A 24,703-nucleotide genomic window follows, 5' to 3' on the forward strand; every position below is an offset into this window, starting at 1 on the left:
AGACGAGGTAGGCAGCTATGACCTTAACAAGGCGGCTCACAGTTCTCGGACAAGACACTGAGGAACACTTCATGGAAACAGCCATTAAAGTTGCGTTTGCATCCACCGACATGAAGCACGTCGACCAGCATTTCGGCGCGGCTGAATCGTTTGCGATTTACGCCCTGACCCCAGACAACGTGCAATTGGTGGAGGCCACCCAGTTCGGCAAGCTGGCGATGGACGGCAACGAAGACAAGCTTGATGCCAAGATCAAAGTGCTGGAAGGCTGCGTGGCGATTTACTCGCAAGCGGTCGGCGCATCGGCGGTTGCCAAGCTCAAGACCGCCAATATCCAGCCCGTCAAAGTCAGCGCAGGCGCGGAAATCAGCGAATTGCTGGAAGCTTTGCAGGCAGAACTGCGCAGCGGCCCCAGCGCGTGGCTGGCGCAAGCCATCAAGCGGATGCAAGCCCCCAACGCCCAACGCTTCGACTCGATGGAAGCCGAAGGGTGGGACGAATGATCGAAGAAACCGCTACCGTGGTTGCCGCTACCCCCGACCATATCTGGGTGGAAGCCCGCGCTCGCAGTGCTTGTTCCAGTTGTGGCACGCAAGACAGTTGCGCCACGTCCAGCGTTTCCAAACTGTTTGGTGTGCGTCGCCAGCAGTTACGTTTGCCGAACCAGTTTGCCTCCAGCGTGGGTGAACAGGTGATTATCGGCGTGGAAGATCAGGTTATGGTCACTGCGTCACTGGCTGCGTACATCTTGCCCGTGGTGCTGATGTTGGGCGCGGCAATCATCGCGGATGTGCAAGGCATGAGCGACAAGCAGCAAGCGGGCATTGCCTTGCTGGGTTTGCTGTTGGGCTTGTTGGGCGCAGGTGTGCTGACCAGCAATCGCCGCATGAACCGTTACTTCCAACCACAATTATTACGCAAGATTACCCCTCACCCCCAGCCCCTCTCCCTCAAGGGGCGAGGGGAGCAAGACTTTATTACAGGAGATACCCCATGAGCGAAGTTAGCACCTTGATTGCCGTCGACGATCCCGTTCTCAGCACGGATTTTGCCACCGAAATGTTGCGCCAGATGCGGGCGCTCGACAGCTACGGCAGTTACGATACGTGGACACCCGCCAAAATCCTCGAACCGTTCATCCTCACCAAGGCGATGAAGCGCGAAATTCCCATCATTGGCGACCCGGATGAAATCATCATTGCCCGCCTCAAAGTGTTCTACAACGCGATTGCCTCCATGATCGAAAAGGAATGTGGGCTGATGGCAGTGCCGCTGATGAACTTGTCGCACGAAGGTTTTGGGCGGGCACTGATCACGGTCGGCAAGTTGGTGGTGGTTGACCGCACTTTGCGCGATGTCCACCGCTTTGGCTTTGAGTCGCTCTCCAAAATGAAGGATGAGTCCGACAAGTTGCTGTCTGTGGCGCTGAATCTAGTCGGGAAATACCCCGATGTTGCCGGACTGTAAGGAGGCACTATGACCCCGGAAGAACTCAAAGCCCTGCAAAAAGCGGTCAGCAAAGCCAAGCGCATTGCTACCGAACACGCCAGCGCCTTGCACGATCTGGTGGAAGACAAGCTGCCTGCGGGGTATGAAGAGCTACCCGCGATTGCGCAAGCCACTTACGCTGCCTGCCTTGAGTGGGCAGAAGCCAACGCCAAACTGCAAGCGGCGCAAGCCAGCAACTAGAGGATACACAGATGGAACCCATTACTGGTCTTACCCGTGGCGGCATCGAGTGGACACCCGCCTTCATCACCACCCTCAATCAGGGTAAATGCATCGGCTGCGGACGTTGCTACAAAGTCTGTCCGCGTGACGTATTTGAGCTGGTCGAACGTGACGAATTGGAGCTGGAAGAAGACGATGACAGCGACGACAGTTACGACGATGACGACAATACGATGGTGATGAACCTGAAAAACGTGCTGGATTGCATTGGCTGTCAAGCGTGTTCTAAGGTCTGCCCCAAGCAGTGCATGAGCCACGCGCCGCAAGGTTTAGCAGCGTAACCGTAGGGTGGGTGGAGCGGAACGCGATACCCACCATCTTCATGAACCGTCGCCAGTGGGTGGTGGGTATCGCTATGCTCCACCCACCCTACGTTTTATTGTGCAGGTATATTTGCCAACCCACGGAAAGCACCCCGCGCCTCCCTCTATCTAATCCACCAATTTCGCCAACAACGCCGGTTTAATCGCCTCAATCCAAGCACTCAACCGCGCCTCGGTCAGCAAGCTCTGTGACTGCTGATCCAGCACCAGCCCAACAAACTGCCCATCCACCACCGCAGGCGACTGCTTGAAGGTATAACCCTCGGTAGACCACTGCCCAGCCACGTCCGCACCATTCTCCACGCCCCAGCGATACAAATGGATCAACGAATGCGCAAAGCGGTCGGGGTATTTTTCCTGATCGCCCAGCCCGTACAGCGCAATCACCTTGCCGGACAAATCCTTGCCCGCCAGTTGCGGCATGAAATCTTCCCAACTGCCATCCTGAATATCGGTGCTTTTGCCCGGAAGCTGGTCGATGCCGTAAGTGGCAGTCCCCAGAATCAACGCATCGTATTGCAACAGTTCTTCCGCCGTGGTGCGGTTAATATTGAGCGGTTTGGCAGCGACATCGCCCAACAGCTTCGCCATCTTTTTCGCCATCAGCCGCGTCGTGCCGGAGTTCGTACCAAAAAATATCCCGATCTTATTCATGGGGCACTCCATGCCGCATCTCGTGCAGGTTTTCCTTCAACATCTTGCGGTACTGCTCGGTGTAATACTCGATTGCCGCCGCTTCCTTGTCCTCATCACCTATGGTTTCCCTGAAGTGGAAAGCGTTGTAACGCGCCGCCGCGTACAGGATCGCCGCACTGAGGAAATTCGGTGCCCATTCCTCGCTCAACTTGTTCGCCAGATTGACGAATTCATCGGCGACCTCGTGAAAATCCAGTTCTTGCATAACCTATTTCTCCGTAGGGGCGACCGGCGGTCGCCCTTTTTGCGGGCAATATCTAATCCTGAAGAGGGCGACCGGCCGGTCGCCCCTACACGTTGTAAGAACGCTGTTCCCACTCGCGCAGAATCTTCAAATCCCGCGCAGGCAAATACGCATAAGCCTCCATCTGATCACGCAACACCGCCTCCGCTACCGTGGTCGGCACGCCCTTGCGGTTGAGCATGAGGAAATACCACGCAAACGGATACCCCACCTTGCGGTCAAAACTGTGCAGGGCTTTTGCCATTTCCGCCCCACTCAAACCGTGGTTTTCCGCAAAATCCGTCACCTTGTCAGTAAACGTCGCCGTCGGCTTGATATTGTAATGTTCCGCCTTGTCGCTGCCCTGATACCCTTGCAAAACCATAACCCAATGCTGGCAAAAAGTGGCTTCATTATGCCCCGCACTGCTGTTCTGCCAGTCCTGCATAAAGCGCAGCAGGTTTTGCACATGACGGCTGTGGAAATTCTGGTCGGCAAATACCTCCGCCATCGCCTGCAAGCGGCGGAAACGGTAATGCGGCTTGCCCACAGGTTCGGGTTCGAGGCGCGGAAAATCCACCGGATCAAGGAACTCTTCCACGCTATCCGGCAGGAAATCAGGGTCGGAAAGTGGGCGATCCAGCACTTCCTGCAACACTTCCACCTCAAGCTGGATAAAATCCTGCGGCTTGTCGCCCGTCGATGCGGTGAAATACAGCGTCGTGCCACTGATTTTGGTGGCAAACAGGATTTGCTCCGAACACTTGTCTAACAAGGTTTCAATATCACCGCCGGACTCGGTTTCTGCCCACAAGCGTAAATTGCTGGCAATCGGCTGCATATTAAGGTTCACCACGCCACCTAAATGATGCCAGCCACCGCGTTCCAGCACTTTCTCAAAGCTGAGATTGAGCGGCGCAAACAGGGCATTAATGGTGTGCAGCAAGGCTTCGTGCGTTGCGCCCACTGCCAGTTCTGGGCATTGCGCGGCGAGTTTTTTAGCTTGCCAGTCGAATTCAGTCATTGTCATCCATCTCCCGAAGCCGCTGACGGGCGACTTCCTTCACATCGGGGTCAGTGTCGTGTTCCAGTATTTCCAGCATCCCACGGGTAGCACGTTCGGCAGCTTGCAGACGCACGCCCCAATCGGGGTCATCCAGCAAGGCGCTCAAGGCTTCCGGCTGAATGCGTTCCGCCACAATGCGGCGAATTTCCGGCTCAATATCATGCAGCATCAGCCCTAGTGCATCGTCATTCCTTAGATTTGGGATAAATGGATTTGAGTTTACAGCGTGCATCGCTGATGTTCATCTGCCAATCCACCCCACGCTGCTGGCTATTCACGTCGGTAGACCATGCTGCAATTTCTTTCTGTAAGGTTTCAATATCGCCAATACGGCGACCTGATACACACTGGCGCGTCATGGAACTCAATTCATTTTCAGCGATGTTGAGCCAACTGCCATGTTTAGGGGTATGGCAGAACTCAATCCGACGTACCAATGCCCGCGCCCGTTCCGGTTCAAAGGCTTCATAAAATGCACCCTTGGTGTGGGTGTTAAGGTTGTCGCTAACCAAGGTGATTTTGTCACACTCCGCGTAACGCCCTTCCAGCAGCTCGGCAACTTCAATCGCCCAGTCCACTTTCGTCCGGCGTGGTCGGGCATGGGCTTCGCGCCAACCCGATAGCGGTTCGGTGAACATAAAGATGCTGGCTGTACCCGCCCGTTCGTATTCGTAATCCACCCGACGGGGATGGATTTGGGTCGCTGCAATCGGTTGACGGGTTTCTTTGGTGAGCTGCACGGGTTGCTCATCCATGCAAATCACCGGATGCTGGGCATCATAGGGTTTCGCATAGGTTTCAAGCACTTCCTCCATATTAGCCACAAACTCGGCATCACTGTCCGGTGGGATAACCCAATATTGGAGCTTGCGCGAGGTCATACCGTTTTTTTTAGCATCTTCCGTAGGGTTTCGTGGCTAACCGACTCCACGATCGCCAATTCAATCACGTGGCGGGTGAGCAGGCGCAATGACCAGTTGGCATAACCCGCTGGCGGCGAACCTAAGCGCAACGCGATAATCTTCGCCTCTTGTTCGCCATCCAGTATTGTTGGGATGGGTGGGTGTTCACGTCGCTTGCCGTCCAATGCCTGCTGAAAACCGTGCTGCACCAACTGTTGGCGAATATTTTCAACGGTCTTTGTCCGGCAGTTGAAGGCTTCAGCTATCTGACGGTCTGTCCAGTTGGCTCCTTCTACATCAGCTTTCAGCAAAATCTGTGCACGGCGGACTCTTTGTCCACTGCCACGGAGTTTCTTGATGGTTTCTTCAAGGAGCTGACGCTCTTCATCGCTTAAGCGGACAATGTATTTCTTTTGCATGGGCTAACCTTTCGTGTGTTGCCCATAGCATCTACCTAAATCAGGTGACTTAAAACCCTAATTTCTGAATTTGGCAATGCACTAGACTTTCCGGCGGCAAACGGCGGGCAACACTCATGCGTACTTCGCGGTCGGTGTCACAAATCATGCGGAACAAACGTCCGGCAGGCATCCGCCGCGCCACGTATTTGCGCACCAAATAATCGTGGTCATTGACCAGTGCTTCGAGCTGTTCCGCAGGCAAACGGTCGGCAACGGTAATGCGCACTTCGCGGTCACTATCGCCAATTAGCCGATACAACTCATCCACAGGCAAGCGGTAAGCCAACACGCGGCGTACCACCTCATCCGGGTCATCAATCAGTTCCAGCAGGCGTTGTTGGGAAATGTACCGTGCGGCAATCGCCCGCCGTTCCCAAAAATCATCCCCGGTATAGCTTTGCGCCAAATCGGGGTTTTCGCGGAAAAAGCGTTCGATTTGCCGCCCGCTCATCGCTTGTACGCAAGCATCGCCCGGTTTGCAGCGGCCTTTTTCCAGCCTATCCGCATGGTGCGGGCAGGTGGCGCAATCACTCATCATCCTCACCCAGTTCAGCGATCACCACGCCGCTTGCCGCTTCCAGACTCGGCGTGAAGCACAGGCAATGGTTGCTGCTATCCACCAGATAGACGTTGAAACCCTTGCCTTGTGCGGCAGGTTGCGGGCCACACACGTCGTCATCCATGCACCAAGTAAAATGCAGTTCGGGGAAATGCGCCCGCAAGTAGGTCAGATTGCTGTCAGCCAAGCCGTGTTGTGTGACCTGTTCCACCACACTGGCAAGCTGTTCCGGGGTCATCATCCTTCGGCCTCAAGCAGTTCATCATCGTCGTCATCGCCAGAGAAACGGGCGCGTGCTTGCGCATCCTTGCCCATGACTTTGCCCAACCACGGTGAAGGGTTTGCCAATGCCGATTGCAGCTTTTCCAGCAATTCGCTGGTGGGTACAACCGTCACTTGCTTGATCGGGTGAATGCCTTTCTTAATGATTTTGGCGGCAGCGGGGCCACCGACCGAGGCGATGAACAAGACTTGGCAATCCAGAATCAAACTAGCGCGGTAGGCATTTTTATCTTCTTCGGCTTCATCGTCGCCGACGTCGCGCACGTCGATCAGACGGTATGCAGTTTGCGATACCTGATACACCAGAAAGCGTTCGCAAGAACCAAAATGCCCGTTCAGCAGGTCGCCGCTGTTAGACGCGCACGCGACACGGATCGAATCCGGCATGTCGCCATCGGTATAGGGCAGGGGAGTCGGGATATTGCTCATGTGCGGCTCCTAGAATTCTTCGTAGGGGCGACCGGCTGGTCGCCCTCTCAGGATCGGGATTGAAGAGGGCGACCAGCCGGTCGCCCCTACATTAAACGTATTCGATGCAGCCATCTTCCATGCACACTTTCAGGCACTGTGGCTCGTCGAACTCGCCTTCGCACTCGGTGCAGGTGTCTTCAACGATTTTGTAAGCGCCTTTGAACGGCTTGATGGATTTGGTGGGGCATTTGGGTTCGCAATCGCCGCACGAGGTACAAATGTTTCTGTCAATTTTCAAAGCCATGAGTATTCTCCTTTCACTGGGTTCAGCATTCAGCCGCGCTTGAAACGCAGCGTGGTCGGAAAAGCGGGTGGGGGGCTGATCGGGTCGATGTACCACTTGGAACCATCAGTTAACTCGACAGTGCCACCCCATTCTTCCGCCGTATCTTTCTCGACTGTCGCAACCGTTTCTTCCATGTCTTGTTTGGCGACATAAAATTGCAAGTTGCCATCGGGCTTGCGGCGGATCATCACGTTAGGCATAGGGTTTCTCCAGGATGAGCAGGGGCAACCGGCCGGTTGCCCCTACGGGGGATCAGACCAATAATTAACGAACCAAGTCGTAGTTATAATCCGTAGTCCCCATCCCACGAGTTTCCTCGTCCAGACGCTCCAACACTGCATTGGTCAAGGTGCGCAACATGTATATTGCACCTTCATAACCCAGTGTGGTGTCGCGGTGCATGTGGTGGCGGTCGAAGATTGGGAAGCCGATGCGGATCAACGGTACTTCAAACTCTTTGCCTTTGTGCAGCGTGTCACGTTGGATGAACTTGCCGTAGCTGTTGCCAATCATGAAGTCCGGCTTGTTGGTGAACATCAGTGAACGGAAATGCCACAAGTCTTTGCTGATGTGAACTTCGCAGTTTGTGCCGTAAGGGGAAGAAGCCAGCAGTGCTTCTACTTCCTTTTTCCAACGCTTGTTGGCATGGGAGCAGAGGATGTGGGTAGGTTCTGCACCGACTTCCAGCAGGAACTTAGTCATACCCAGCACGAAATCCGCATCGCCGTAGAGACCAAATTTCTTGCCATGCAACCAAGCGTGGGAGTCGGTCAGCATATCGACCAAACGACCACGTTCAGTCAGCAGCTTGTCAGAAATAGGCTTGCCAGTGATTTCGGAGACTTTCATCAGGAAATCATCTGTCCAGTCCAGACCCATCGGGATGTTGATTTTAGGCGCAGTGTGTTTCCACGTGCCTTGCACAAACTTCTTGGTCTTTTCCAACTGCCAAGGTTGCAGCAACAAAGTGTCATACGCATTGGGCGCGTCTTTGACTTCATCCATTGTTGTGCCGCCCGCGTACATGCGGAATGTGCCGTCAGCAGGCGTATCCAGCACTTCAGTCGGGTCAGACAGCAGCGTGGCGTCCACACCCATGTCCGCCATCATGCGCTTGATCACGCGGAAGTTGCCCAAGTAAGTCTCGAAACCCGGCACAAGGTTGATCTTGCCGTTGCTGCCGACTTCCTTGCCTTCCATGTGGTTCAGGGTGAAATAGCGGGCAATGCCTTCAAACATATTGTCCCAACCCGTGGTGTGCGAACCGACGAAGCTAGGGGTATGCGCGAATGGCACGGGGTAATCCGCCGGGATATGCCCTTCTTTGCGAGAGTTGCCGATGAACGCATTCAAGTCGTCACCGATAACTTCCGCCATGCAGGTGGTGGAAACCGCGATCATGTCCGGTTTGTACATCGCCTTGGCGTTTTCCAGACCGTCATACATGTTCTTCTGACCACCGAAAACCGCTGCATCTTCTGTCATGGAGTCAGAAACGCACGAAATCGGCTCTTTGAAATGGCGGTTGAAGTAAGTACGGAAATACGCCACGCAACCTTGTGAACCGTGCACATACGGCAAGGTTTTCTCAAAGCCGAGTGCGCACAGTACCGCGCCTAAGGGTTGGCAGGCTTTCGCCGGGTTAACGGTCAGGGCTTCACGCGCAAAGTTCAGATCCTGATATTCCTTGGTGGTAGACCACAAGAAAGTTTCCTGAATCTTTTCGTCGGAGTGACGCTCTTCGTAGTTATCCTGCTTGTTTTTAATACTGGCTTTGTACTCGTCATTGCGGAACAAAGGGTAGCTGGGTTGGATGTTATCAACAGCTTGGCTCATGTCATTTCTCCTCCCGCGCCGCTAATCTGCGGACAACGGGTAGTAAATTTACAATCTGTGGGGCGACCGCCGGATGTTGACCGGATGTCCCCGGATTGGGCGACCGCCGGTCGCCCCTACATGGAATCTTCACCGTAGGGGCGACCGGCTGGTCGCCCTCTTCGGCTTACGCAGCAGCAGCAATCGCTGGTGCTGCTTCGTCCTTGATCCACGGCGCTTTCATCTTGCCCCAGCAAGGGTTGTTCAGCGTCATGTCCATGTCACGGGCGAAGATGGCGAAGCCGTCATAGCCGTGATAAGGGCCGGAGTAGTCCCAAGAGTGCATTTGGCGGAATGGGATACCCATTTTCTGGAAGATGTACTTTTCCTTGATGCCTGCACCGATCAGATCCGGTTTGACCTTTTTGACGAATTCTTCAAATTCGTAGCCAGTCACGTCGTCATAGATCAGGGTCGCGTTGCCCATGTCTTTGATAGTACGGTCGTAGTCGTCGTTATGCGCGAACTCGTAACCAGTACCCACGACTTCCATGCCAAGGTCTTCATACGCACCGATAACGTGACGTGGGCGCAAGCCACCGACGTACAGCATGACGCGCTTGCCTTCCAGACGTGGACGGTATTTGGCAATGACTGCATCGTATTGGGCTTTGTAACGCTCAATCACGCGCTCTGCGCCTTCCTTGATGGTGTCGTCGAAGTAGCCCGCAATCTTACGCAGGGATTCGGCGATTTTGGTCGGGCCAAAGAAGTTGTATTCAACCCAAGGAATACCGTACTTCTCTTCCATGTGGCGGCTGATGTAGTTCATGGAACGGTAGCAGTGCAGCAGGTTCAGCTTCACTTTAGGGGTCAGTTCCATTTCAGCTAGCGTGCCGTCACCAGACCATTGGGAAACCACGCGCAGACCCATTTCTTCCAACAAGGTGCGGGAAGACCATGCGTCACCGCCGATGTTGTAGTCGCCGATGATGGAAACGTCATACGGAGTGCCAACAAAGCTGTTGTCGCCGTCGCGCTTATCCAGCACCCAATCACGGATTGCGTCGTTAGCAATGTGGTGGCCTAAGGATTGGGAAACGCCCCGGAAGCCTTCGCAACGTACCGGTACGACTGGCTTGTTGAGTTCTTTGGAAGCTTTCTTGGAAACGGCTTCGATGTCGTCACCGATCAAACCGATGGGGCATTCAGATTGAACAGAAATGCCTTTCGCCAATGGGAACAAGCCTTCGATTTCGTTCATGATTTTGGCGAGCTTTTTGTCGCCGCCGAATACAATGTCTTTCTCTTGGAAGTCAGAGGTGAAGTTCATCGTGCCGAAGGTGTTGATACCGGTAGTACCAACATAATAGTTACGGCGACCAGCGCGGGAATATTGTCCGCAACCGACCGGGCCGTGAGAAATGTGGATCATGTCCTTGATCGGCCCCCACACTACACCTTTAGAACCGGCGTAGGCGCAACCACGCACGGTCATTACGCCGGGCAGGGATTTGCGGTTGGAGGTAATGCACTTTTTGGACTGTTCGATGCTTTGGTCGTTGACAGTCAAATGCTTGGCGCGGTCTTTTTTCGCCTTTTCGGGATAAATTTCCAAAACCTCGGCAATGAGGGCTTCGGTTTCTTCGCGGGTCAGGTTCGTCATGTCTAGTCTCCTGATTCACTGCCACTAATCTGTGGACAGGTGAGGGAAGGATGGGTATGAGGGTTGGGTTTTGCCCACCGTAGAGACGCAAGATTTTGCGTCTCTACACACCCTGCTATCCGTTTAATTAAGCGACTTCTTCAGCAGCCGTCTTGCCGACGATGGATTCGTCTTCTTCGTCCATCAGGCCGAATTGCATCAGCAGTTCTTCCAACGCATCCATCGTGATTGGAGTTGGGATCACGAACTTGGTGTTGTTGATGATCTTGTTAGCCAAATCACGGTACTGTTGTGCTTGTTTCGCTGTTGGCTCGTATTCGATAACGGTCATGCGGCGGATTTCAGCACGTTGTACAACGTTGTCACGCGGGACAAAGTGGATCATGTGTGTGCCGAGCTGGCGAGCCAGTTCCATGATCAGCTCGTCTTCACGAGCAGTGTTACGGGAGTTGCAGATCAGACCAGCCAAACGCACGCCGCCGGAGTTGGCGTATTTCACGATACCTTTGGCGATGTTGTTCGCTGCGTACATCGCCATCATTTCGCCGGAGCAAACGATGTAGATTTCTTGCGCTTTGTTTTCACGGATGGGCATGGCGAAACCACCGCACACAACGTCACCGAGTACGTCATAGAATACGAAGTCGAGGTCTTCTTCATACGCGCCTTCTTCTTCCAAGAAGTTGATGGCGGTGATAACCCCACGACCTGCACAGCCAACACCTGGCTCTGGACCGCCGGATTCAACGCATTTGATGTCGCGGTAGCCGACTTTCAGTACGTCTTCGAGTTCGAGGTCTTCCACGCTGCCTGCGTTTGCTGCCATTTCCATGATGGAGTTTTGGGCTTTAGCGTGCAGGATCAAACGTGTGGAGTCTGCTTTAGGGTCACAGCCAACGATCATGACTTTCTTACCTGCTTCAGCCAGACCTGCAACCAGATTCTGGGTTGTGGTAGACTTGCCGATGCCGCCTTTGCCGTAGATTGCACATTGACGTAGTGCCATATCTTGGTCTCCTTGTGTGAGTGTGTTGTGATAACTGAATGTAACGATGATGTTTTTGCAAACCGCGTGCCAAGGCGGCACTTTTACTTTCAGTTAACTGATTCTTAAAGAGAAATTATCTTTTACCATGAAGATGACAGGTGTTGATTCCAGTCGTGTTCCCGACAATTCCGACACGTTTTGTATGGGTAAAGACAGTGCTTTCCTGCCATTCAACCGTTGTAACCTGCCCGCTCGCATCCTCGGTAGCCTGAGTTTCCAGCAACATCCCGTGCCATTAACCCTTGATGGGGTGGCAACTTTGCATCGTTCCCTGTTTACCCACCTGCAAGCTATACCGGATGCGGCGGCGCGGGCGCAACGTTTTATGGATTACATGACGGTACATTTTTGTTTGGAGGCGTTGGAAGAGGCGGGGCTGGATGCTGGCGGCAAGCAAAAGCGTGCCAATGCCAATTATCTGCGGGTGTTGCGTGGCTGGGGGTTTGATTCCAGCGGGCGCGAGGGTGCGGTGTTGAAGGGCTGGGTGGAATCGCGCTTTGGGCTGGCGGTGCAATACCATCAGGGCAATTTCCTGCTGGATCGTTGCAAGGGGTTGTATGGCACGAATGCGCTGGAAAGCCAGCTTGACCTTGTTTATACGTATTGTCAGTATGAATTGGCTTTGTTGCATTCGCTACAATCGCACCTGACCTTGTATCGCGGGGTGAATGCGCTGGATGAGTACCGGGTGTTGAAGCGTGATGGCAAGCGGGCGGTGGTGCTGATGAATAATGTCAGTTCCTTTACCCACAGCCGCGAGCGGGCGGATGAATTTGGGGATTACGTGATTGAAGCGCGAGTGCCGCTGGTGAAGGTGTTGGGGTATTACGATTTGTTGCCGAAGTTGTTGCGGGGAGAAGGGGAGTTTTTGGTGGTGGGTGGGGTGTATGAAGTGAGCATCAATATGCACTAGTTTTTTCCGTCTTACTTGTCATCGGTGGGTAATCAGCTTAACGTTGCTGTCAGACTTCATTACCCAGCAGGAAAATAACAATGACAGACGCTAGCCAACTCTACGCCGACCTCATCACCAGCATCGGTGAAGACATTACCCGTGACGGGCTGCAAAAAACCCCGGAACGCGCCGCCAAAGCCTTCGGTTTTTTGACCCAAGGCTATCAGCAATCGCTAGAAATCATCGTGAATGGCGCGGTGTTCGATTCTGACAACGATGAAATGGTGGTGGTGAAGGACATCGAATTCTATTCCTTGTGCGAACACCATTTGCTGCCCTTCGTGGGCAAAGCACACATTGCGTACTTGCCTAAAGGCAAAGTGCTGGGGCTGTCGAAGATTGCCCGCATTACCGATATGTACGCCAGACGTTTGCAGATTCAGGAAAACATGACCAAGCAAATTGCCGATGCGATTCAGCAAGTAACGGGCGCGGCAGGGGTTGGCGTGGTGTTGGAAGCACAGCATTTCTGCATGATGATGCGTGGGGTGCAAAAGCAGCAATCATCCACGGTCACGTCGATGATGCTGGGGGAATTCCGCGAAAATAGCCGCACCCGGCAGGAATTCCTGAATTTGATCAAGTGAAGTGTTAGTCGCCGCTGACTACATCAACGACAGCGCCGCCAACTTGGAAAGGCACTTTCGCCACGCCAATTGCCGTGCCAGCCACTACGCCCACGGCAGAACTTGCCATTTGTACGGCACAGCCTTGCAGCAGTCCGATGAGTGTTAACACCAGTAAGAATTTTTTCATAATACAGCCCTTATTTCGTAGGGGCGTATGGCATACGCCCTCTTCATAAAAAAAAGGGGCTGAAACAGCCCCTTCTTGTGGCGTGATTTACGACGCCAGATCTTTCTTCGCCGCGCCCGCCCGCTTGCGGTCATTTTCCATCAGGAAACGCTTGCGGATACGGATGTTCTTCGGCGTGATTTCAACCAATTCGTCGTCGTCGATGAATTCCATCGCCTGTTCCAGCGTCATGCGGATGGCAGGGACAAGGATCAAGTTTTCATCTGTACCGGAAGCACGAATGTTGGTTAACTGCTTGGCTTTCAGCGGGTTAACGACCAAGTCGTTGTCGCGGGTATGAATACCGATGACCTGACCTTCGTATACTTCTTCGGTGTGGCTGACGAATAACTTGCCGCGATCTTGCAGACTGAACAGGGCGTAAGCCAAGGCTTTGCCGGTGCCGTTGGAAATCAACACGCCGTTGTGACGGTTGCCAATTGCGCCCGCTTTGAACGGTGCATAGCTGTCAAATACGTGGTAAATCAAGCCAGTACCAGAGGTCATGGTCATGAAGTCGGTTTGGAAACCGATTAAACCACGCGCAGGCATCAGGTATTCCAAACGCACGCGGCCTTTGCCATCCGGTGCCATGTCTTTCAGTTCAGCGCGGCGTTCACCCAGCGCTTCCATGACTTTACCTTGGCTGGACTCTTCGATGTCAACGGTCACGTTTTCAAACGGTTCCATTTTCACGCCATCAACTTCACGGATGATAACTTCCGGGCGGGAAACCGCGAGTTCGTAGCCTTCACGACGCATATTTTCGATCAGGATGCCCAAGTGCAATTCGCCACGACCGGAGACTTTGAATTTCTCAGGGTCATCGGTTTCTTCCACACGCAAGGCGACGTTACTCAGCAATTCTTGATGCAGACGCTCGTTCAAGCGGCGTGAAGACGTGCCGGTTTTGACTTCTTTGCCTGCAAACGGTGAGGTGTTGACTTGGAACGTCATGGTGACGGTCGGTTCGTCAATGGTCAGCGGCGGCAGTGCGACAACGCTTTCTGGGTCACACACGGTGTCAGAAATGTGCAGCTCGTCCATACCAGAGAACGCGATAATATCGCCCGCTTGCGCTTCGTTGACTTCGACGCGATCCAAGCCGTTGAAGCCGAGGATTTTCAGCACGCGACCGTTACGGATTTTGCCTTCGGTGTCGATAACTTTGACTTGGGTATTGGTTTTGACGCGACCTTGCTTGATACGCCCAATCCCGATAATGCCGAGGTAGGAGTTGTAGTCCAATTGGCTGATCTGCAATTGGAACGGTGCATTCGGGTCAACGTCTGGCGCTTTTACTGAACCAATGATGGTTTGGAACAGCGGGGTCATATCGCCGTCGCTAACGGTTTCTTCCAAGCCCGCGTAGCCGTTGATGGCTGAGGCGTATACGACTGGGAAGTCGAGTTGTTCGTCAGTTGCGCCAAGGTTATCGAACAGTTCAAACACCTGATCCATCACGCGGTGCGGGTTTGCGCCGGGGCGGTCAATTTTGTTCACAACCAGAATCGGTTTCAAACCGTGCGAAAACGCTTTCTGGGTAACGAAACGGGTTTGTGGCATCGGGCCATCTACCGCGTCAACCAGCAGCAATACGGAGTCCACCATCGACAAGACGCGCTCAACTTCGCCGCCGAAGTCCGCGTGTCCTGGGGTGTCAACGATGTTGATGCGGTATTCGATACCGTCGGCAGGGTTAGTCCAACGCAGGGCGGTGTTTTTCGCCAAGATGGTAATGCCGCGCTCTTTCTCCAGCGCGTTAGAGTCCATCATCCGTTCGGAAACTTCGGCGCGTTCGCCCAAAGTGCCGGATTGTTGTAACAGTTTGTCAACCAAGGTGGTTTTCCCGTGGTCAACGTGGGCGATGATGGCGATGTTTCGCAGATTCTGGATCACAGCTAAAGTACTCAAATGAATTCATGAAAAGCGCGATTATACTTGGAATATGTTAATTTTCTAATGAATTTCATGTTTTAGCAGCGGATTGCTGTAAGTAAATGTTAGGAAATGCTGAAAAGATGGTTTTTTATGGTATGGTTATCATACCAATTAGTTGTGAAGGGTAAATAAACACGTATGCACGCAATGGCGGAAAGAAAAGTCGAGGCTACGCGAAATGCGGTCAATGATAGCGCGGCATTCATTCAGCGTTTGAAGCCTGATAGTGGGATCGCAGAACCCGTGTATCGACAATTACAACGCCAAATTATCCAGATGATCCAAGCTGGGGAATTGGGTGAAGGGGATAGTTTGCCTTCTGAACGCATGTTGGCAGAAGCATTGCGGCTAAGTCGTACCACGATTCGGCGCTGTTACGATGAGTTGCGTGAGCAAGATTTCATTAGTACGCATGGACGTGCAGGGGTGATAGTTAAATCGCCACCGCGTATTAACCCCGAAATCGGCAAGCTCAAAGGTTTTACCGAAGAAATGCGGGAAATTGGGGTGCAACCATCCACCCAATTGCTGGAACGTCGGATTGTTTGTGACCGTACCATTGCTTCGATTTTTAACCGCCCTTCCACCGCACGTTTTCTCAAGTTGGTACGTTTGCGTTTGGGGGATGGCGTGCCGATGACCCGTGAAGTGGCTTGGTATGACTTGACGCTTGCATCGGCATTGGCAGATTGGGATGTGGTCGGCTCGGTTTACCAATTCCTGCAACAGCACTGCGGTGTGATCTTGGCAGATGGTGAGCAAACCATTGAAGCCGCGATGAGCAATGCGGAGGAAATGGCGGCGTTTGGCTTTGCTGAACCAAGTCCGTGTCTATTGCTCAAACGCAAAACGTATGCAACCACGGGGCAGATGGTGGAATACGTCGAAGGGACGTTTCGGGGTGATGCGTACACCTACCGGATTACACTGAAGATGAATCCGCATATGCCTGCCCAGCCATAAAAGTTTGTACAGCCGTAAATCTGGGTAGTGCAGGCAATACGCCGGGTTGGGTTGCCACGATTGCCCCACACGCATTCGCAAAGCGCAAGGCAGTTTCCAGCGAATAGTGGTTCAGCAGCGTATAAATCAGCCCCGATGTAAACGCATCACCAGCCCCGGTAGTGTCAATCGCAGTAATTGTCCACGCGGGTTCATGGATGGCTGGTTGCCCACGTTGCAACGCAACACAGCCGCGTTCTGCCAATGTCACCACCAACAATTCTCCCTGCCAAGCTAACGTCGGCAATAAGCGTAACCACTGGGTAAGGGACAATGCCGGTACGTCAGTAATACCAAAACAAGCCGCTGCTTCGGTTTCATTGAGAACCAACATATCGGTCAGTGCCAATAATGCTGGGTCAGGAACACGCCAAGGGGAGGGATTCAGCAGGGTTTTAATGCCGTATTGTTGCGCTTGCTGGAAAGCTTCCCGTATCGGTGCATCGGGGATTTCAAATTGGGCGTAAACGAGGTTGGTGCTTTCCAGTGCACTAATGGCAGTTTGGATATGGGTTTTATCCAGCAAAGCGTTTGCTCCCGGATAAATCACGATGAGATTGCTGCCATCTGCGGCAATAAGACCAACCCCCAGCCCGGAACGTTCCCCAACTTTGACCACCCAGCGGGTATCCAAGCCTTCAGTGTGCAATAAATCCAGCAAGGCATCCCCCGCCGCATCATTGCCCACCGCCAGCAATACCTCGACACCCAGCCCCAGACGATGCAAGCCCACGGCAAGGTTCAAGCCTTTGCCGCCGTGTTCCACCCACAGGGCTTGCGCCCCAAGCGACTCCCCCGCCAAGGGTAAACGTTCAACGCACAGGCAATTCGCGCTGACATAACTGCCGAGAACCAATACTTTCATCCACTACCTCGCACTCAAAGCAGGGGTGCATTGTAGTACTTGGGCTTGGCTGTTTAGAATGTTTATGAGGCATTATTTTTTGGTATGATTATTTGTGGGAATTTTTGATTTTTAGCAAGAATTGAGTTGCAATAAACACTTTATGGTACTAGATTGGTATTTAGTGTTAAACTTGCGAGGAATAAAATATGAAAAACACCACACTGGCTTTGTTGGCTATTAGCCTATCCGCCACCACCATTACCACCACAGCCTATGCAGACCATCCTGATGGACTTTATTACATCAAAGCCCAACACAGTGGCAAATGTGTTCATCAACACGGTTCTACCAATGCCGAGGGGGGCAATGTCACCCAATGGGATTGCGTTGATCAACCCAATGTTAGGATTGAAAAAGTCACTGCGGGAGGCCCTTATTTCACCTTGCGTTTTCAGCACAGTGGTAAATGCCTGACAGTCGAGGGTGATAGTGATAAAAACGGTGCCAATATCATCCAAGCAACTTGTGACGCAGGCGCACCACGCAACCAAACGTGGATGGAAGTGCCGGGTGAGGGGAAATTCGTCAAAATCCAGTCAAGCATTGGGCATTGCCTACACCAACACGGCAATACACAAGGTAACGGCGACAATATTACTGCGTGGGAATGCGTTGATCAGCCGAATGTGAGGTTTGAGTTTGTGCCTGCCAACCCCTCCATGACGGATAAATCCAATGCGCCGACTGCTCCAAGTGTTCCTGCCAACATTGACCAAGCGTGTAACACCTATACGGATGCTGCTATTGCCCAATACGAAAGGAAAGTTGCGTTTGAAAAAGGGAATAATGGGCTGGATTGCAAACTGGGCCCTAATGCCCGTTGGCAGAGTGACCGCAATAACCATTACGGTTGGTGCGTCGATCAAAAAGCAGATACCGCTGTGTTGAAGGCAGAAATGGATGCGCGTGACAGAGAATTGAATGGCTGTTTTGAGAAGAATATAAAATAAATAATTTTTTACAGTATTTTGATAATACGTGATGCGCTCGTGCAGACATCACTGTCTAACCAGTTGCGAGGAAACGTTAGGTCATGAATAAAAAAACAGTGTTTTCTCATTGTCGGGTATTCACTCTGACCATCAGTTTGCTAGTGCTTACTCAAGTAGCCTTATCGACAGATATTGGTTCCAGTGCGGCAGCGCCCAACAGCATTCCTGCCCCGTCTAATCCTGAGAAAGAGGATATTCTCAAATCTGTACCCAGTGTCCCCGATGAACTCAAAGTTAAAGAGGTTACGGATAACGCCCCCGCCCCGATTGACCCGATCATTAGCCCCGGTCAGCAAGGAGCGCTTAAAACCGCCCCTATCACAAACTCTCTTGCACCGTCTGTTCCCCCAGATCCTGCCACTAATGCTGATAAAGAGGCGGTACTGGCACAAGTTGCTGAGCCAAATGCGGTGCATCCCAACGTTGCGCAACTGGAGAAACGCATTGCCGTATTAGAAGATGAAGTTCAGGCACTGCTTGCCAAGCAAGGCAAACCCAGTCAGGTTAAAGCCCCTTTTGAGGTGGTGGATAGCGATGGAAGGGTCATGCTACGTGTTTCCAACGATGCGAAAGCAGATATGCTGTATATGGGTAGTGGCCTAGTGCTCATGAATTATACGGCAGAACAGCGTGGTCGCGTAATTGTGTCGAGTTCTGGTGGACGAGCTATTATGAATGCTGAAGTAAAGTCTGCTGAAATCATGGTCGAATCAGCCAAGTACACAACCCGTATGGGGTCGGGGCCAAATGGTGAAGGCAATGGCTTTTTCGTGCGGGATGCGGGCGGAGTAGCTGCAAATGGCAGTGCAACACCGACCAAGCCTTTAGCAGAAATTGCTGCTCTTGCTGGCAAAAAAGTTGCTTTGCGCCTTTATGATGATGCCGGTAATGCAGTGGTTTCGGCAGGCACTAATCCAGCCGCAGCAGGGGCTGGCACGGTTAAGGTGGCGAACACCAAAGGCGAACCCGTCGCATTCCTTGGCACATCCGAAGACGGTGAGAGCGGTGCATTGGGCGTGGCGAAAAATGGAAAAAATACGGCGGCACTCCTCTCTGATCCGCGCATGGTGGTGCTGTACAATGATGCGGGTGAAGCGATTACCACACTTGCCAAAAGTCAGGAAGGTACTGGCGAAGGCGGCAATATTACCATTCGTCAACCAGACGGTGAGGGCATTTTCTCGGCGGGTTACAACGCAGAATTGGGAGGTGGTGATGCTTGTGTTTACCGTGCCAAAAAGCAAAATGTGTTTTGCTTAGGGATTGCTGTACCGGGTATGGGAACAGGACACTAAGGTTGCCGATATGAAATTCGTGTTGCGTCTCGCCCTGTTGGGATTAGGAATATGGATGCTTGTCATGGGTTGGCAGACAGCCTACCACCCGATCTACTACCGCATAGTAGGGATGGTAGTGGAAGGCAAAGTCATGGGCTTTCTGGCAGGTCGATACTCACCCTCCATTCAGCCAGAAAATACGGGTGTCCGAAACGGTCATCGTATTGCCAGACGACCCGCTTATCAATACCCGGCAACTGTTGGTGCAACCCCTAATCTGATTGGTAAAGCCAATGGTGCATTTACCTTTTCTTTTTATCCCTATGAGTTGGGTGAAAAAGTTACGGTCGTGTTCCCGACGGGGCAACCTGAACAGTCGTACCTCTTTGCCGCATCAACAATCGGTGGTGGACTGCTATTCATGGGCTTTGGTTTATGGTGTTTTTATATCGGCGTGGGTGTAAAGCTGTGAAATTTCAACCTTACTTGCTGTTTACTTTGCTGAATACCCTACCACTAGCGGCACTGGCAAATAGCACATCACCTACCATTCCGCTTTGCCCCGGCTTAACCATCGTCACTGCCATTAACCAAAGCAGCGGTGACTACGAATCCATCAAACGCATTACTGCTGTGGATGAAGCCGGTGTTACCTTGCATTACTCCAGTGAACATGAAGTCAATGATCCCTTCAGCGACAAGCCCCCGGAACTGGTTGCCACCAACGTCACCCGCCGTATCTTGCCGGAAGACCAACAAAAAGCAGGTTATTATCTGGCAGTTTTTAGCCCGATTTTGCCGGAAACTGTACCCAACAGCACCGCCATCAGCCTGACCCACGACAATTACACCCGCCTGAAAACCACGGGCAAAGCGGAACTCTCCATCGTTACCACGCTCAACTACAGTGCTACCCCAGAGAACGTGCTTGACACTGATTCGCCCTATCGCTGGTGGCTTGCTCCGGCGGTGTATGCACTGGAATTGCCTGAGAAAACCCCGGTCAAACTGCCGGTGTTGCTGAATGGCAAACCGGCTGAATTACCCGCATTACACGCCAAGGGCTTGTTTGCATCGGAACAAGCGGAGTTTTTTATTCTGGATGATCCGAGCAACCCGCTGATACTGAAATTCCGCCTAGGTTTTGGCACGGATGAGGCATTGAAAGCCAAGTTTGCCTCAGACCCGGCAATGATCAAGATGATGGAAGAAATAGCGGCGTTTGCGCCTGCACCGGCAGAACGGGATCGGTTACAAGTGACGCACATTACGTTTGACTGCCAGGCAAGTGACATCCTGCCGATAGCGACCAATACGGGCAAACCGGCGGAAGTATCCGGCGAATTCGACACCGATGCTGAACCTTTTCCGATAGGTAGTGGCAGCATAGCCAGTGCAAGCGGTGCAGGTAATGCAGGTGAGGGTACAGGTAACGGCGGTGGCGGCAGCATGGGTACAGGCGCAATGGGCGGTGGAGGGGGCAATCTGACTCTTGGTGCAGGCGGTGGCAACAGAGCAGCCAAATTAGAAAAAGCATTGCAAGAGGGTGAGAAAGTCGACATTTACGATATTTTCTTCAGTTTCAACAGTGCTACGTTGCGCCCTGAATCGGACGATACGCTTACCTTGATTGCTGGCTTATTGAGTAAACACTCCGATTGGAAACTCGCGATTGGCGGACATACCGACAGCATTGCCAGCGATAGTTTCAATCTTGATCTCTCTAATCGCCGTGCCGCAGCAGTGAAAACCGCATTGTTGGAGCGTTTCAAGATTGCTGATAACCGTTTGAGTACCCAAGGGTATGGCGAAGCCAGCCCACGGGATACCAATGACACCCTCGAAGGGCGTGCCCGTAATCGACGGGTGGAACTAGTCCGTCAATAACAATTGCACGAATAACCATAGGAGTTTCTTTATGAAAAAAAACACACTGATACCCTTTACTTTAGTACTGCTCTTGACAGCTTGCGGGGATAAACCAACCGACACAGCATCAACAGCAGCCCTCACTGCAAAAACACTTCCTGCTGCCTGTCAATTGGTGACAACCACTGATGTTCAAGCTGCTTTCGGACAAGCGGTAGCAGCGATGGCTGATGAAAAAGAAACCTGCATTTACAATGGTACTGGTGATCCGGGCGCATTTATACTCCTGACAACAATCTTGACACCCAATCGCGACGTAACAGAAGCAGCCGACACCTTCCAAATGATGCTCAAAATGCAAGGGGGAATGAATGAAATGTTCAACGCAACACTTAATGCAAACAATGCCGCACCTAACCAACAACTGACGGGTATTGGGGATGAGGTATGGTTCAAGGCAGGCAATAACAACCCGCTTGAAATGACACAAGCGATAGTACGCAAAGGAACAGTTATCCTTGGTCTTACCGCAACAGGTATGGATAAAAAGTATTCCCCCCAATTTGAAGATTTAGTGCGTAAAACCGTGGACAAGTTGTAGATATGACAAGAATTAATCCGCGTGTGATCGACTGTCTCTTCAACACGCCAGAACAGTTTGACCCATGCGTTGATATGCTGCCTGAGCATTGCATGAGCTTGAACCCGGCTATGGTATTGGAATCATTGAATGGTTTTTTTCAGTCATCCGCTTGGATCAAGCGTTATTCATCGCATCAGTTAGCACATGGCCTACAACTGATAACTGACACGGCTTGTTCAGATTATCCGTTGCTGTACACTACTCGTCATCCCGATAGCCGCCTGCTACGCCCACTTCAGCATGAAGCGATTCGTTGCCTGACGTATGTTTACAGCAATATTTTCGAGCCTTATTGCACGGATACCTACGAAGCGGATGTTCATGCAAGCGTCGATCCCTTGGCGCACATTTGCTATATGTTCTGGGATATTTTTGCACTGCATCCTGATAGCACGGACGCCAAAGGTGTTGTTTTGGCGTTGGAGGTGATGGAGCGTGCGTTGCATTCTGGTCATTACAGTTGTATCCGTTCCGCGTTACACGGACTTGGGCATTGGCATGTGGCATCTAACGGTGCTGCCGGTGGAACTGATGCGCCAATAATTGCCTATACTCAATCAAAGCTGATCACCCCAAGGAGTTGACTATGAAACGTATACTTGCCGCTACTGCGTTATTCACGCTGCTGCCTCCGGTTTTTGCGCTGGATGCTGCCTGTGACCCCATTCTCAAAGCCAGCGAAGCCAAACTCACCCAAGCCGCTTGGCATTCCACGGTGGAAACAGCAGGTGCAAAGCTCGAATCCATCAAAGTGGACGGGCAGTTTTTCATGAGTATCGACGGCAAATGGCAAAAATCACCAATGAATATGGATGACGCCGAAAAAATTGCGATCGGCATGATTAAAGATGGCTCAATCAAGGTAACAGATTGCAAGGATGACGGTGAGGATACGGTCGATGGTGTGGCGGTAACGGTGTTGAGCTACCACAGTGAAGCCGGAGATTTGGGAGGCGGTACGGTCAAGCTGTATATCGGTAAGGATGATGGCCTGCCCTACAAATCCGCCATGGAGGATGGCAAAACCACCTCTTCTACCCGTTACCAGGATGTCACTGCCCCAAAACTCTAAGTCTTTGCGAAATCCCATCCCCCATTACCGTGAAAGTCCGTAGACTTGCTATTTTTAAGCAAGCTACGGAGTATTCAGGATGGAATTACCGATCACAACCCACTATGACATGCTCGGCGGCGAAGCCGGTATTTCGCGCTTAGTGAACCGCTTTTACGACATTATGGATGAATTGCCGGAAGCGTGGGAGTTGCGCAAAATCCACCCGCAAGATTCGCAACCCGCTCGCGATAAGTTGTTTAAGTTTTTGTCGGGCTGGCTAGGCGGGCCGGGTTTGTATGAAGCAGAATACGGACACCCGCGTTTGCGGATGCGGCACGCGCCATTTCCGGTGGATACCCAAATGCGTGATCAGTGGTTGCTGTGCATGAATATGGCATTGGATGAGCAACTGACCGACGAATTATTGAAAATGCAGTTAAAAGCTTCCTTTGCGAATGTGGCTGACCACATGCGGAATCGGGCGGGCTGATAAATATTCAATCTCATAAAAACAATAAATAACGATTTCTTTCATTTCTGCTAAATTCATTAGAGCATAAACATAAATGAGGAAACGTAGATGAATAAATATTTGCCTTTGGTGAGTGTCGCGGTTGTATTGTTCAGTGGTGTAGCAATGGCAGGCTCGCCAAAAGCGCCTTATGTGGGCGTGGGGTATGGCATTAATACGTCGATTGATGATAACGATCTGAGTTCAGATTGTGGCGTTGGGGGCGTTGCGTGCCGTGAAGTGTGTGACACTGACCGCGCTGTCAATGCGTATGCTGGGTATCCGCTTAGCCCTAATTTGGCCGTGGAAGCAGGTTACACCGATATGGATTATACCGCCCGTATTGAGCAAGACGGCGGTGCAGTGCGCGGCGATCAACAGTCCAAAGCGTTGACGTTGAGCGCGGTCGGGCGCAAGCCCTTGAGTGCTAATGCGGGTTTGTTCGGCAAAGTCGGTGCGGCCTATTGGGACAGCGAAGTAGAAACCACCGCAGGTAATGCCGATGACTCCGGTTTCACCCCCGTTGTTGGCGTGGGTGCAGAATACAACTTCAGCGAACACATGGGCGTGCGGGCTGGCATTGACCATTTCGTGAGCATGGGTGAGCAATCTAAAATCATTGAGTCGGGCGTGGTTGGCACGGCGGACACCGGTGTCACCACCGCAACGGTTGGGTTGCACTACAACTTCTAAGCGCTCTAGTTGCGTTGATTTTAGTCTTTAATGTTGAGCCGGATAATGGATGTTATCCGGCTATTTTCATGCCTTTACAATTGCCAATCTCAATGACCAGCACACTCAATCACCACGTTATGGAAGGGCGTTACTATATCAAACGGTCGTTCGTAATTCCTGCCGTCACAGGTGAGCTTAGCGATGTATTTACCCGGTGGCAGTTCAGCGGTAAACGTATGGCGTTTATCGTGTTGTAAGCTGTGGCTATCCAGCCCGACAATTTCCCATTTGACTTCACGCAAAATAGCCTTGCCATTATCGACAGCACTAAACAGCACTTCGCCATTGACGGCGTATGCGTAATGGCTGCTTAAGATGAGGGTGGTAACAAACGTTGTGACGGCGTTACGTATTAGCTTCCTTGCTGACATGGGCGCACTCCTTGGGTAATCTGTGACTGTGAACAAAACCTACTCTATAGATTAAATAGTAGTCTAGTTTTGACAGAAGTGAACCCTGAATGCACGATTAATGTTGATGAAATTATTTATAA

Annotated in this window: 35 protein-coding genes; 17 read left to right on the forward strand and 18 right to left on the reverse strand. The window is 52.1% G+C overall.

Going from position 1 to position 24,703, the window contains the following annotated elements:
* Window positions 1–71: 71 nt before the first annotated feature.
* Genes HMY34_RS13315 through fdxB form a run of 5 tightly spaced genes read left to right on the forward strand, consistent with a single transcriptional unit; the run spans window position 72 to window position 2,012 of the window.
* Window positions 72–503, forward strand: a complete 432-nt coding sequence (locus tag HMY34_RS13315) for a NifB/NifX family molybdenum-iron cluster-binding protein (protein ID WP_228287856.1) — start codon at window positions 72–74, stop codon at window positions 501–503.
* Window positions 500–997, forward strand: a complete 498-nt coding sequence (locus HMY34_RS13320; RefSeq protein WP_202715959.1) for a SoxR reducing system RseC family protein — start codon at window positions 500–502, stop codon at window positions 995–997. Before HMY34_RS13315 ends, HMY34_RS13320 begins: the two co-directional genes overlap by 4 nt.
* The gene (locus HMY34_RS13325; RefSeq protein WP_202715960.1) at window positions 994–1,467 is read left to right on the forward strand and encodes a NifX-associated nitrogen fixation protein; all 474 of its coding nucleotides are present in this window, start codon (window positions 994–996) and stop codon (window positions 1,465–1,467) included. Before HMY34_RS13320 ends, HMY34_RS13325 begins: the two co-directional genes overlap by 4 nt.
* A gap of 9 nt (window positions 1,468–1,476) precedes the next feature.
* Window positions 1,477–1,689, forward strand: coding sequence for a CCE_0567 family metalloprotein (locus tag HMY34_RS13330; protein WP_202715961.1), 213 nt, complete (start codon window positions 1,477–1,479; stop codon window positions 1,687–1,689).
* A gap of 11 nt (window positions 1,690–1,700) precedes the next feature.
* Window positions 1,701–2,012 (forward strand): ferredoxin III, nif-specific, encoded by a 312-nt coding sequence (gene fdxB / locus HMY34_RS13335; protein WP_202715962.1) that lies wholly within the window; start codon window positions 1,701–1,703, stop codon window positions 2,010–2,012.
* A 150-nt stretch (window positions 2,013–2,162) separates the two neighbouring features.
* Here fdxB and HMY34_RS13340 read toward each other — a convergent pair whose 3' ends face one another.
* The 14 genes from HMY34_RS13340 to nifH all read right to left on the reverse strand — a co-directional run bounded on the left by HMY34_RS13340 (window position 2,163) and on the right by nifH (window position 11,487).
* A complete protein-coding gene (locus HMY34_RS13340; RefSeq protein WP_202715963.1) occupies window positions 2,163–2,708 on the reverse strand; it encodes a flavodoxin in 546 nt (181 codons plus the stop codon).
* Window positions 2,701–2,955, reverse strand: a complete 255-nt coding sequence (locus HMY34_RS13345; RefSeq protein ID WP_202715964.1) for a DUF3144 domain-containing protein — start codon at window positions 2,953–2,955, stop codon at window positions 2,701–2,703. Before HMY34_RS13345 ends, HMY34_RS13340 begins: the two co-directional genes overlap by 8 nt.
* An 85-nt stretch (window positions 2,956–3,040) precedes the next feature.
* Entirely contained in the window at window positions 3,041–3,997 is a 957-nt protein-coding gene (locus HMY34_RS13350; RefSeq protein ID WP_202715965.1) for a hypothetical protein, read from the reverse strand.
* Complete coding sequence (locus HMY34_RS13355; RefSeq protein WP_228287857.1) at window positions 3,990–4,208, reverse strand: sister chromatid cohesion protein PDS5; 219 nt, start codon at window positions 4,206–4,208, stop codon at window positions 3,990–3,992. Before HMY34_RS13355 ends, HMY34_RS13350 begins: the two co-directional genes overlap by 8 nt.
* 16 nt (window positions 4,209–4,224) lie before the next feature.
* The gene (locus HMY34_RS13360) at window positions 4,225–4,920 is read right to left on the reverse strand and encodes an IS630 family transposase (RefSeq protein ID WP_202715967.1); all 696 of its coding nucleotides are present in this window, start codon (window positions 4,918–4,920) and stop codon (window positions 4,225–4,227) included.
* Complete coding sequence (locus tag HMY34_RS13365) at window positions 4,917–5,360, reverse strand: helix-turn-helix domain-containing protein (RefSeq protein WP_202715459.1); 444 nt, start codon at window positions 5,358–5,360, stop codon at window positions 4,917–4,919. The genes HMY34_RS13360 and HMY34_RS13365 overlap by 4 nt, the downstream gene beginning before the upstream one ends.
* A 49-nt stretch (window positions 5,361–5,409) precedes the next feature.
* Window positions 5,410–5,937, reverse strand: coding sequence for a 4Fe4S-binding leucine-rich repeat protein (locus tag HMY34_RS13370; RefSeq protein WP_266096931.1), 528 nt, complete (start codon window positions 5,935–5,937; stop codon window positions 5,410–5,412).
* The gene (locus HMY34_RS13375) at window positions 5,930–6,202 is read right to left on the reverse strand and encodes a DUF6129 family protein (protein ID WP_202715968.1); all 273 of its coding nucleotides are present in this window, start codon (window positions 6,200–6,202) and stop codon (window positions 5,930–5,932) included. The genes HMY34_RS13370 and HMY34_RS13375 overlap by 8 nt, the downstream gene beginning before the upstream one ends.
* On the reverse strand, window positions 6,199–6,672 hold the full coding sequence (locus HMY34_RS13380) for a NifB/NifX family molybdenum-iron cluster-binding protein (RefSeq protein ID WP_202715969.1): 474 nt from the start codon (window positions 6,670–6,672) through the stop codon (window positions 6,199–6,201). The genes HMY34_RS13375 and HMY34_RS13380 overlap by 4 nt, the downstream gene beginning before the upstream one ends.
* 91 nt (window positions 6,673–6,763) lie before the next feature.
* Window positions 6,764–6,958, reverse strand: a complete 195-nt coding sequence (locus tag HMY34_RS13385) for a 4Fe-4S binding protein (protein ID WP_202715970.1) — start codon at window positions 6,956–6,958, stop codon at window positions 6,764–6,766.
* Between the two features lie 29 nt (window positions 6,959–6,987).
* Complete coding sequence (nifT, locus tag HMY34_RS13390; protein WP_202715971.1) at window positions 6,988–7,200, reverse strand: putative nitrogen fixation protein NifT; 213 nt, start codon at window positions 7,198–7,200, stop codon at window positions 6,988–6,990.
* 64 nt (window positions 7,201–7,264) lie between these two features.
* Window positions 7,265–8,836 carry a nitrogenase molybdenum-iron protein subunit beta gene (gene nifK, locus HMY34_RS13395; RefSeq protein ID WP_202715972.1) on the reverse strand — a complete coding sequence of 524 codons (1,572 nt, stop codon included), beginning with the start codon at window positions 8,834–8,836 and terminating at the stop codon, window positions 7,265–7,267.
* Between the two features lie 166 nt (window positions 8,837–9,002).
* Entirely contained in the window at window positions 9,003–10,481 is a 1,479-nt protein-coding gene (gene nifD / locus HMY34_RS13400; protein WP_202715973.1) for a nitrogenase molybdenum-iron protein alpha chain, read from the reverse strand.
* A 127-nt stretch (window positions 10,482–10,608) separates the two neighbouring features.
* A complete protein-coding gene (nifH, locus tag HMY34_RS13405) occupies window positions 10,609–11,487 on the reverse strand; it encodes a nitrogenase iron protein (RefSeq protein WP_202715974.1) in 879 nt (292 codons plus the stop codon).
* A gap of 127 nt (window positions 11,488–11,614) precedes the next feature.
* Here nifH and HMY34_RS13410 point away from each other — a divergent pair, with 127 nt between their 5' ends.
* Together HMY34_RS13410 and folE are read left to right on the forward strand one after the other, a co-directional pair.
* Window positions 11,615–12,442, forward strand: a complete 828-nt coding sequence (locus HMY34_RS13410) for an NAD(+)--dinitrogen-reductase ADP-D-ribosyltransferase (protein WP_228287859.1) — start codon at window positions 11,615–11,617, stop codon at window positions 12,440–12,442.
* 80 nt (window positions 12,443–12,522) lie between these two features.
* A complete protein-coding gene (gene folE, locus HMY34_RS13415; protein ID WP_202715975.1) occupies window positions 12,523–13,071 on the forward strand; it encodes a GTP cyclohydrolase I FolE in 549 nt (182 codons plus the stop codon).
* Between the two features lie 4 nt (window positions 13,072–13,075).
* On the opposite strand, the gene HMY34_RS13420 is transcribed toward folE, so the two are convergent.
* Window positions 13,076–13,240: a hypothetical protein gene (locus HMY34_RS13420; protein ID WP_202715976.1), complete on the reverse strand. Its 165-nt coding sequence runs from the start codon at window positions 13,238–13,240 to the stop codon at window positions 13,076–13,078.
* 87 nt (window positions 13,241–13,327) lie between these two features.
* On the reverse strand, window positions 13,328–15,178 hold the full coding sequence (gene typA, locus HMY34_RS13425) for a translational GTPase TypA (protein ID WP_202719203.1): 1,851 nt from the start codon (window positions 15,176–15,178) through the stop codon (window positions 13,328–13,330).
* Between the two features lie 189 nt (window positions 15,179–15,367).
* Here typA and HMY34_RS13430 point away from each other — a divergent pair, with 189 nt between their 5' ends.
* Window positions 15,368–16,183, forward strand: a complete 816-nt coding sequence (locus HMY34_RS13430) for a GntR family transcriptional regulator (protein WP_228287860.1) — start codon at window positions 15,368–15,370, stop codon at window positions 16,181–16,183.
* Here HMY34_RS13430 and HMY34_RS13435 read toward each other — a convergent pair.
* On the reverse strand, window positions 16,143–17,087 hold the full coding sequence (locus tag HMY34_RS13435) for a ribokinase (RefSeq protein ID WP_202715978.1): 945 nt from the start codon (window positions 17,085–17,087) through the stop codon (window positions 16,143–16,145). The genes HMY34_RS13430 and HMY34_RS13435 overlap by 41 nt on opposite strands.
* Before the next feature lie 188 nt (window positions 17,088–17,275).
* Between HMY34_RS13435 and HMY34_RS13440 the strand changes: the two genes are divergently transcribed.
* The 9 genes from HMY34_RS13440 to HMY34_RS13480 all read left to right on the forward strand — a co-directional run bounded on the left by HMY34_RS13440 (window position 17,276) and on the right by HMY34_RS13480 (window position 24,168).
* A complete protein-coding gene (locus HMY34_RS13440) occupies window positions 17,276–18,079 on the forward strand; it encodes an RICIN domain-containing protein (protein WP_202715979.1) in 804 nt (267 codons plus the stop codon).
* An 83-nt stretch (window positions 18,080–18,162) separates the two neighbouring features.
* Window positions 18,163–19,416 carry a hypothetical protein gene (locus HMY34_RS13445; RefSeq protein WP_202715980.1) on the forward strand — a complete coding sequence of 418 codons (1,254 nt, stop codon included), beginning with the start codon at window positions 18,163–18,165 and terminating at the stop codon, window positions 19,414–19,416.
* 10 nt (window positions 19,417–19,426) lie between these two features.
* Complete coding sequence (locus HMY34_RS13450; RefSeq protein ID WP_202715981.1) at window positions 19,427–19,870, forward strand: DUF3592 domain-containing protein; 444 nt, start codon at window positions 19,427–19,429, stop codon at window positions 19,868–19,870.
* A complete protein-coding gene (locus tag HMY34_RS13455; RefSeq protein WP_202715982.1) occupies window positions 19,867–21,285 on the forward strand; it encodes an OmpA family protein in 1,419 nt (472 codons plus the stop codon). The genes HMY34_RS13450 and HMY34_RS13455 overlap by 4 nt, the downstream gene beginning before the upstream one ends.
* 31 nt (window positions 21,286–21,316) lie before the next feature.
* On the forward strand, window positions 21,317–21,868 hold the full coding sequence (locus HMY34_RS13460) for a hypothetical protein (RefSeq protein WP_202715983.1): 552 nt from the start codon (window positions 21,317–21,319) through the stop codon (window positions 21,866–21,868).
* A 2-nt stretch (window positions 21,869–21,870) separates the two neighbouring features.
* Entirely contained in the window at window positions 21,871–22,494 is a 624-nt protein-coding gene (locus HMY34_RS13465) for a hypothetical protein (RefSeq protein WP_202715984.1), read from the forward strand.
* Between the two features lie 2 nt (window positions 22,495–22,496).
* Window positions 22,497–22,982: a LolA-like protein gene (locus tag HMY34_RS13470; protein WP_202715985.1), complete on the forward strand. Its 486-nt coding sequence runs from the start codon at window positions 22,497–22,499 to the stop codon at window positions 22,980–22,982.
* Between the two features lie 79 nt (window positions 22,983–23,061).
* Window positions 23,062–23,454, forward strand: a complete 393-nt coding sequence (locus HMY34_RS13475) for a group II truncated hemoglobin (RefSeq protein ID WP_202715986.1) — start codon at window positions 23,062–23,064, stop codon at window positions 23,452–23,454.
* Window positions 23,455–23,544: 90 nt separating this feature from the next.
* Window positions 23,545–24,168: an outer membrane beta-barrel protein gene (locus HMY34_RS13480; RefSeq protein ID WP_202715987.1), complete on the forward strand. Its 624-nt coding sequence runs from the start codon at window positions 23,545–23,547 to the stop codon at window positions 24,166–24,168.
* Window positions 24,169–24,257: 89 nt separating this feature from the next.
* On the opposite strand, the gene HMY34_RS13485 is transcribed toward HMY34_RS13480, so the two are convergent.
* Window positions 24,258–24,581 (reverse strand): hypothetical protein, encoded by a 324-nt coding sequence (locus HMY34_RS13485; protein ID WP_202715988.1) that lies wholly within the window; start codon window positions 24,579–24,581, stop codon window positions 24,258–24,260.
* Window positions 24,582–24,703: the final 122 nt, after the last annotated feature.

This window comes from Thiothrix subterranea (genome assembly GCF_016772315.1).
GTDB lineage: Bacteria > Pseudomonadota > Gammaproteobacteria > Thiotrichales > Thiotrichaceae > Thiothrix > Thiothrix subterranea.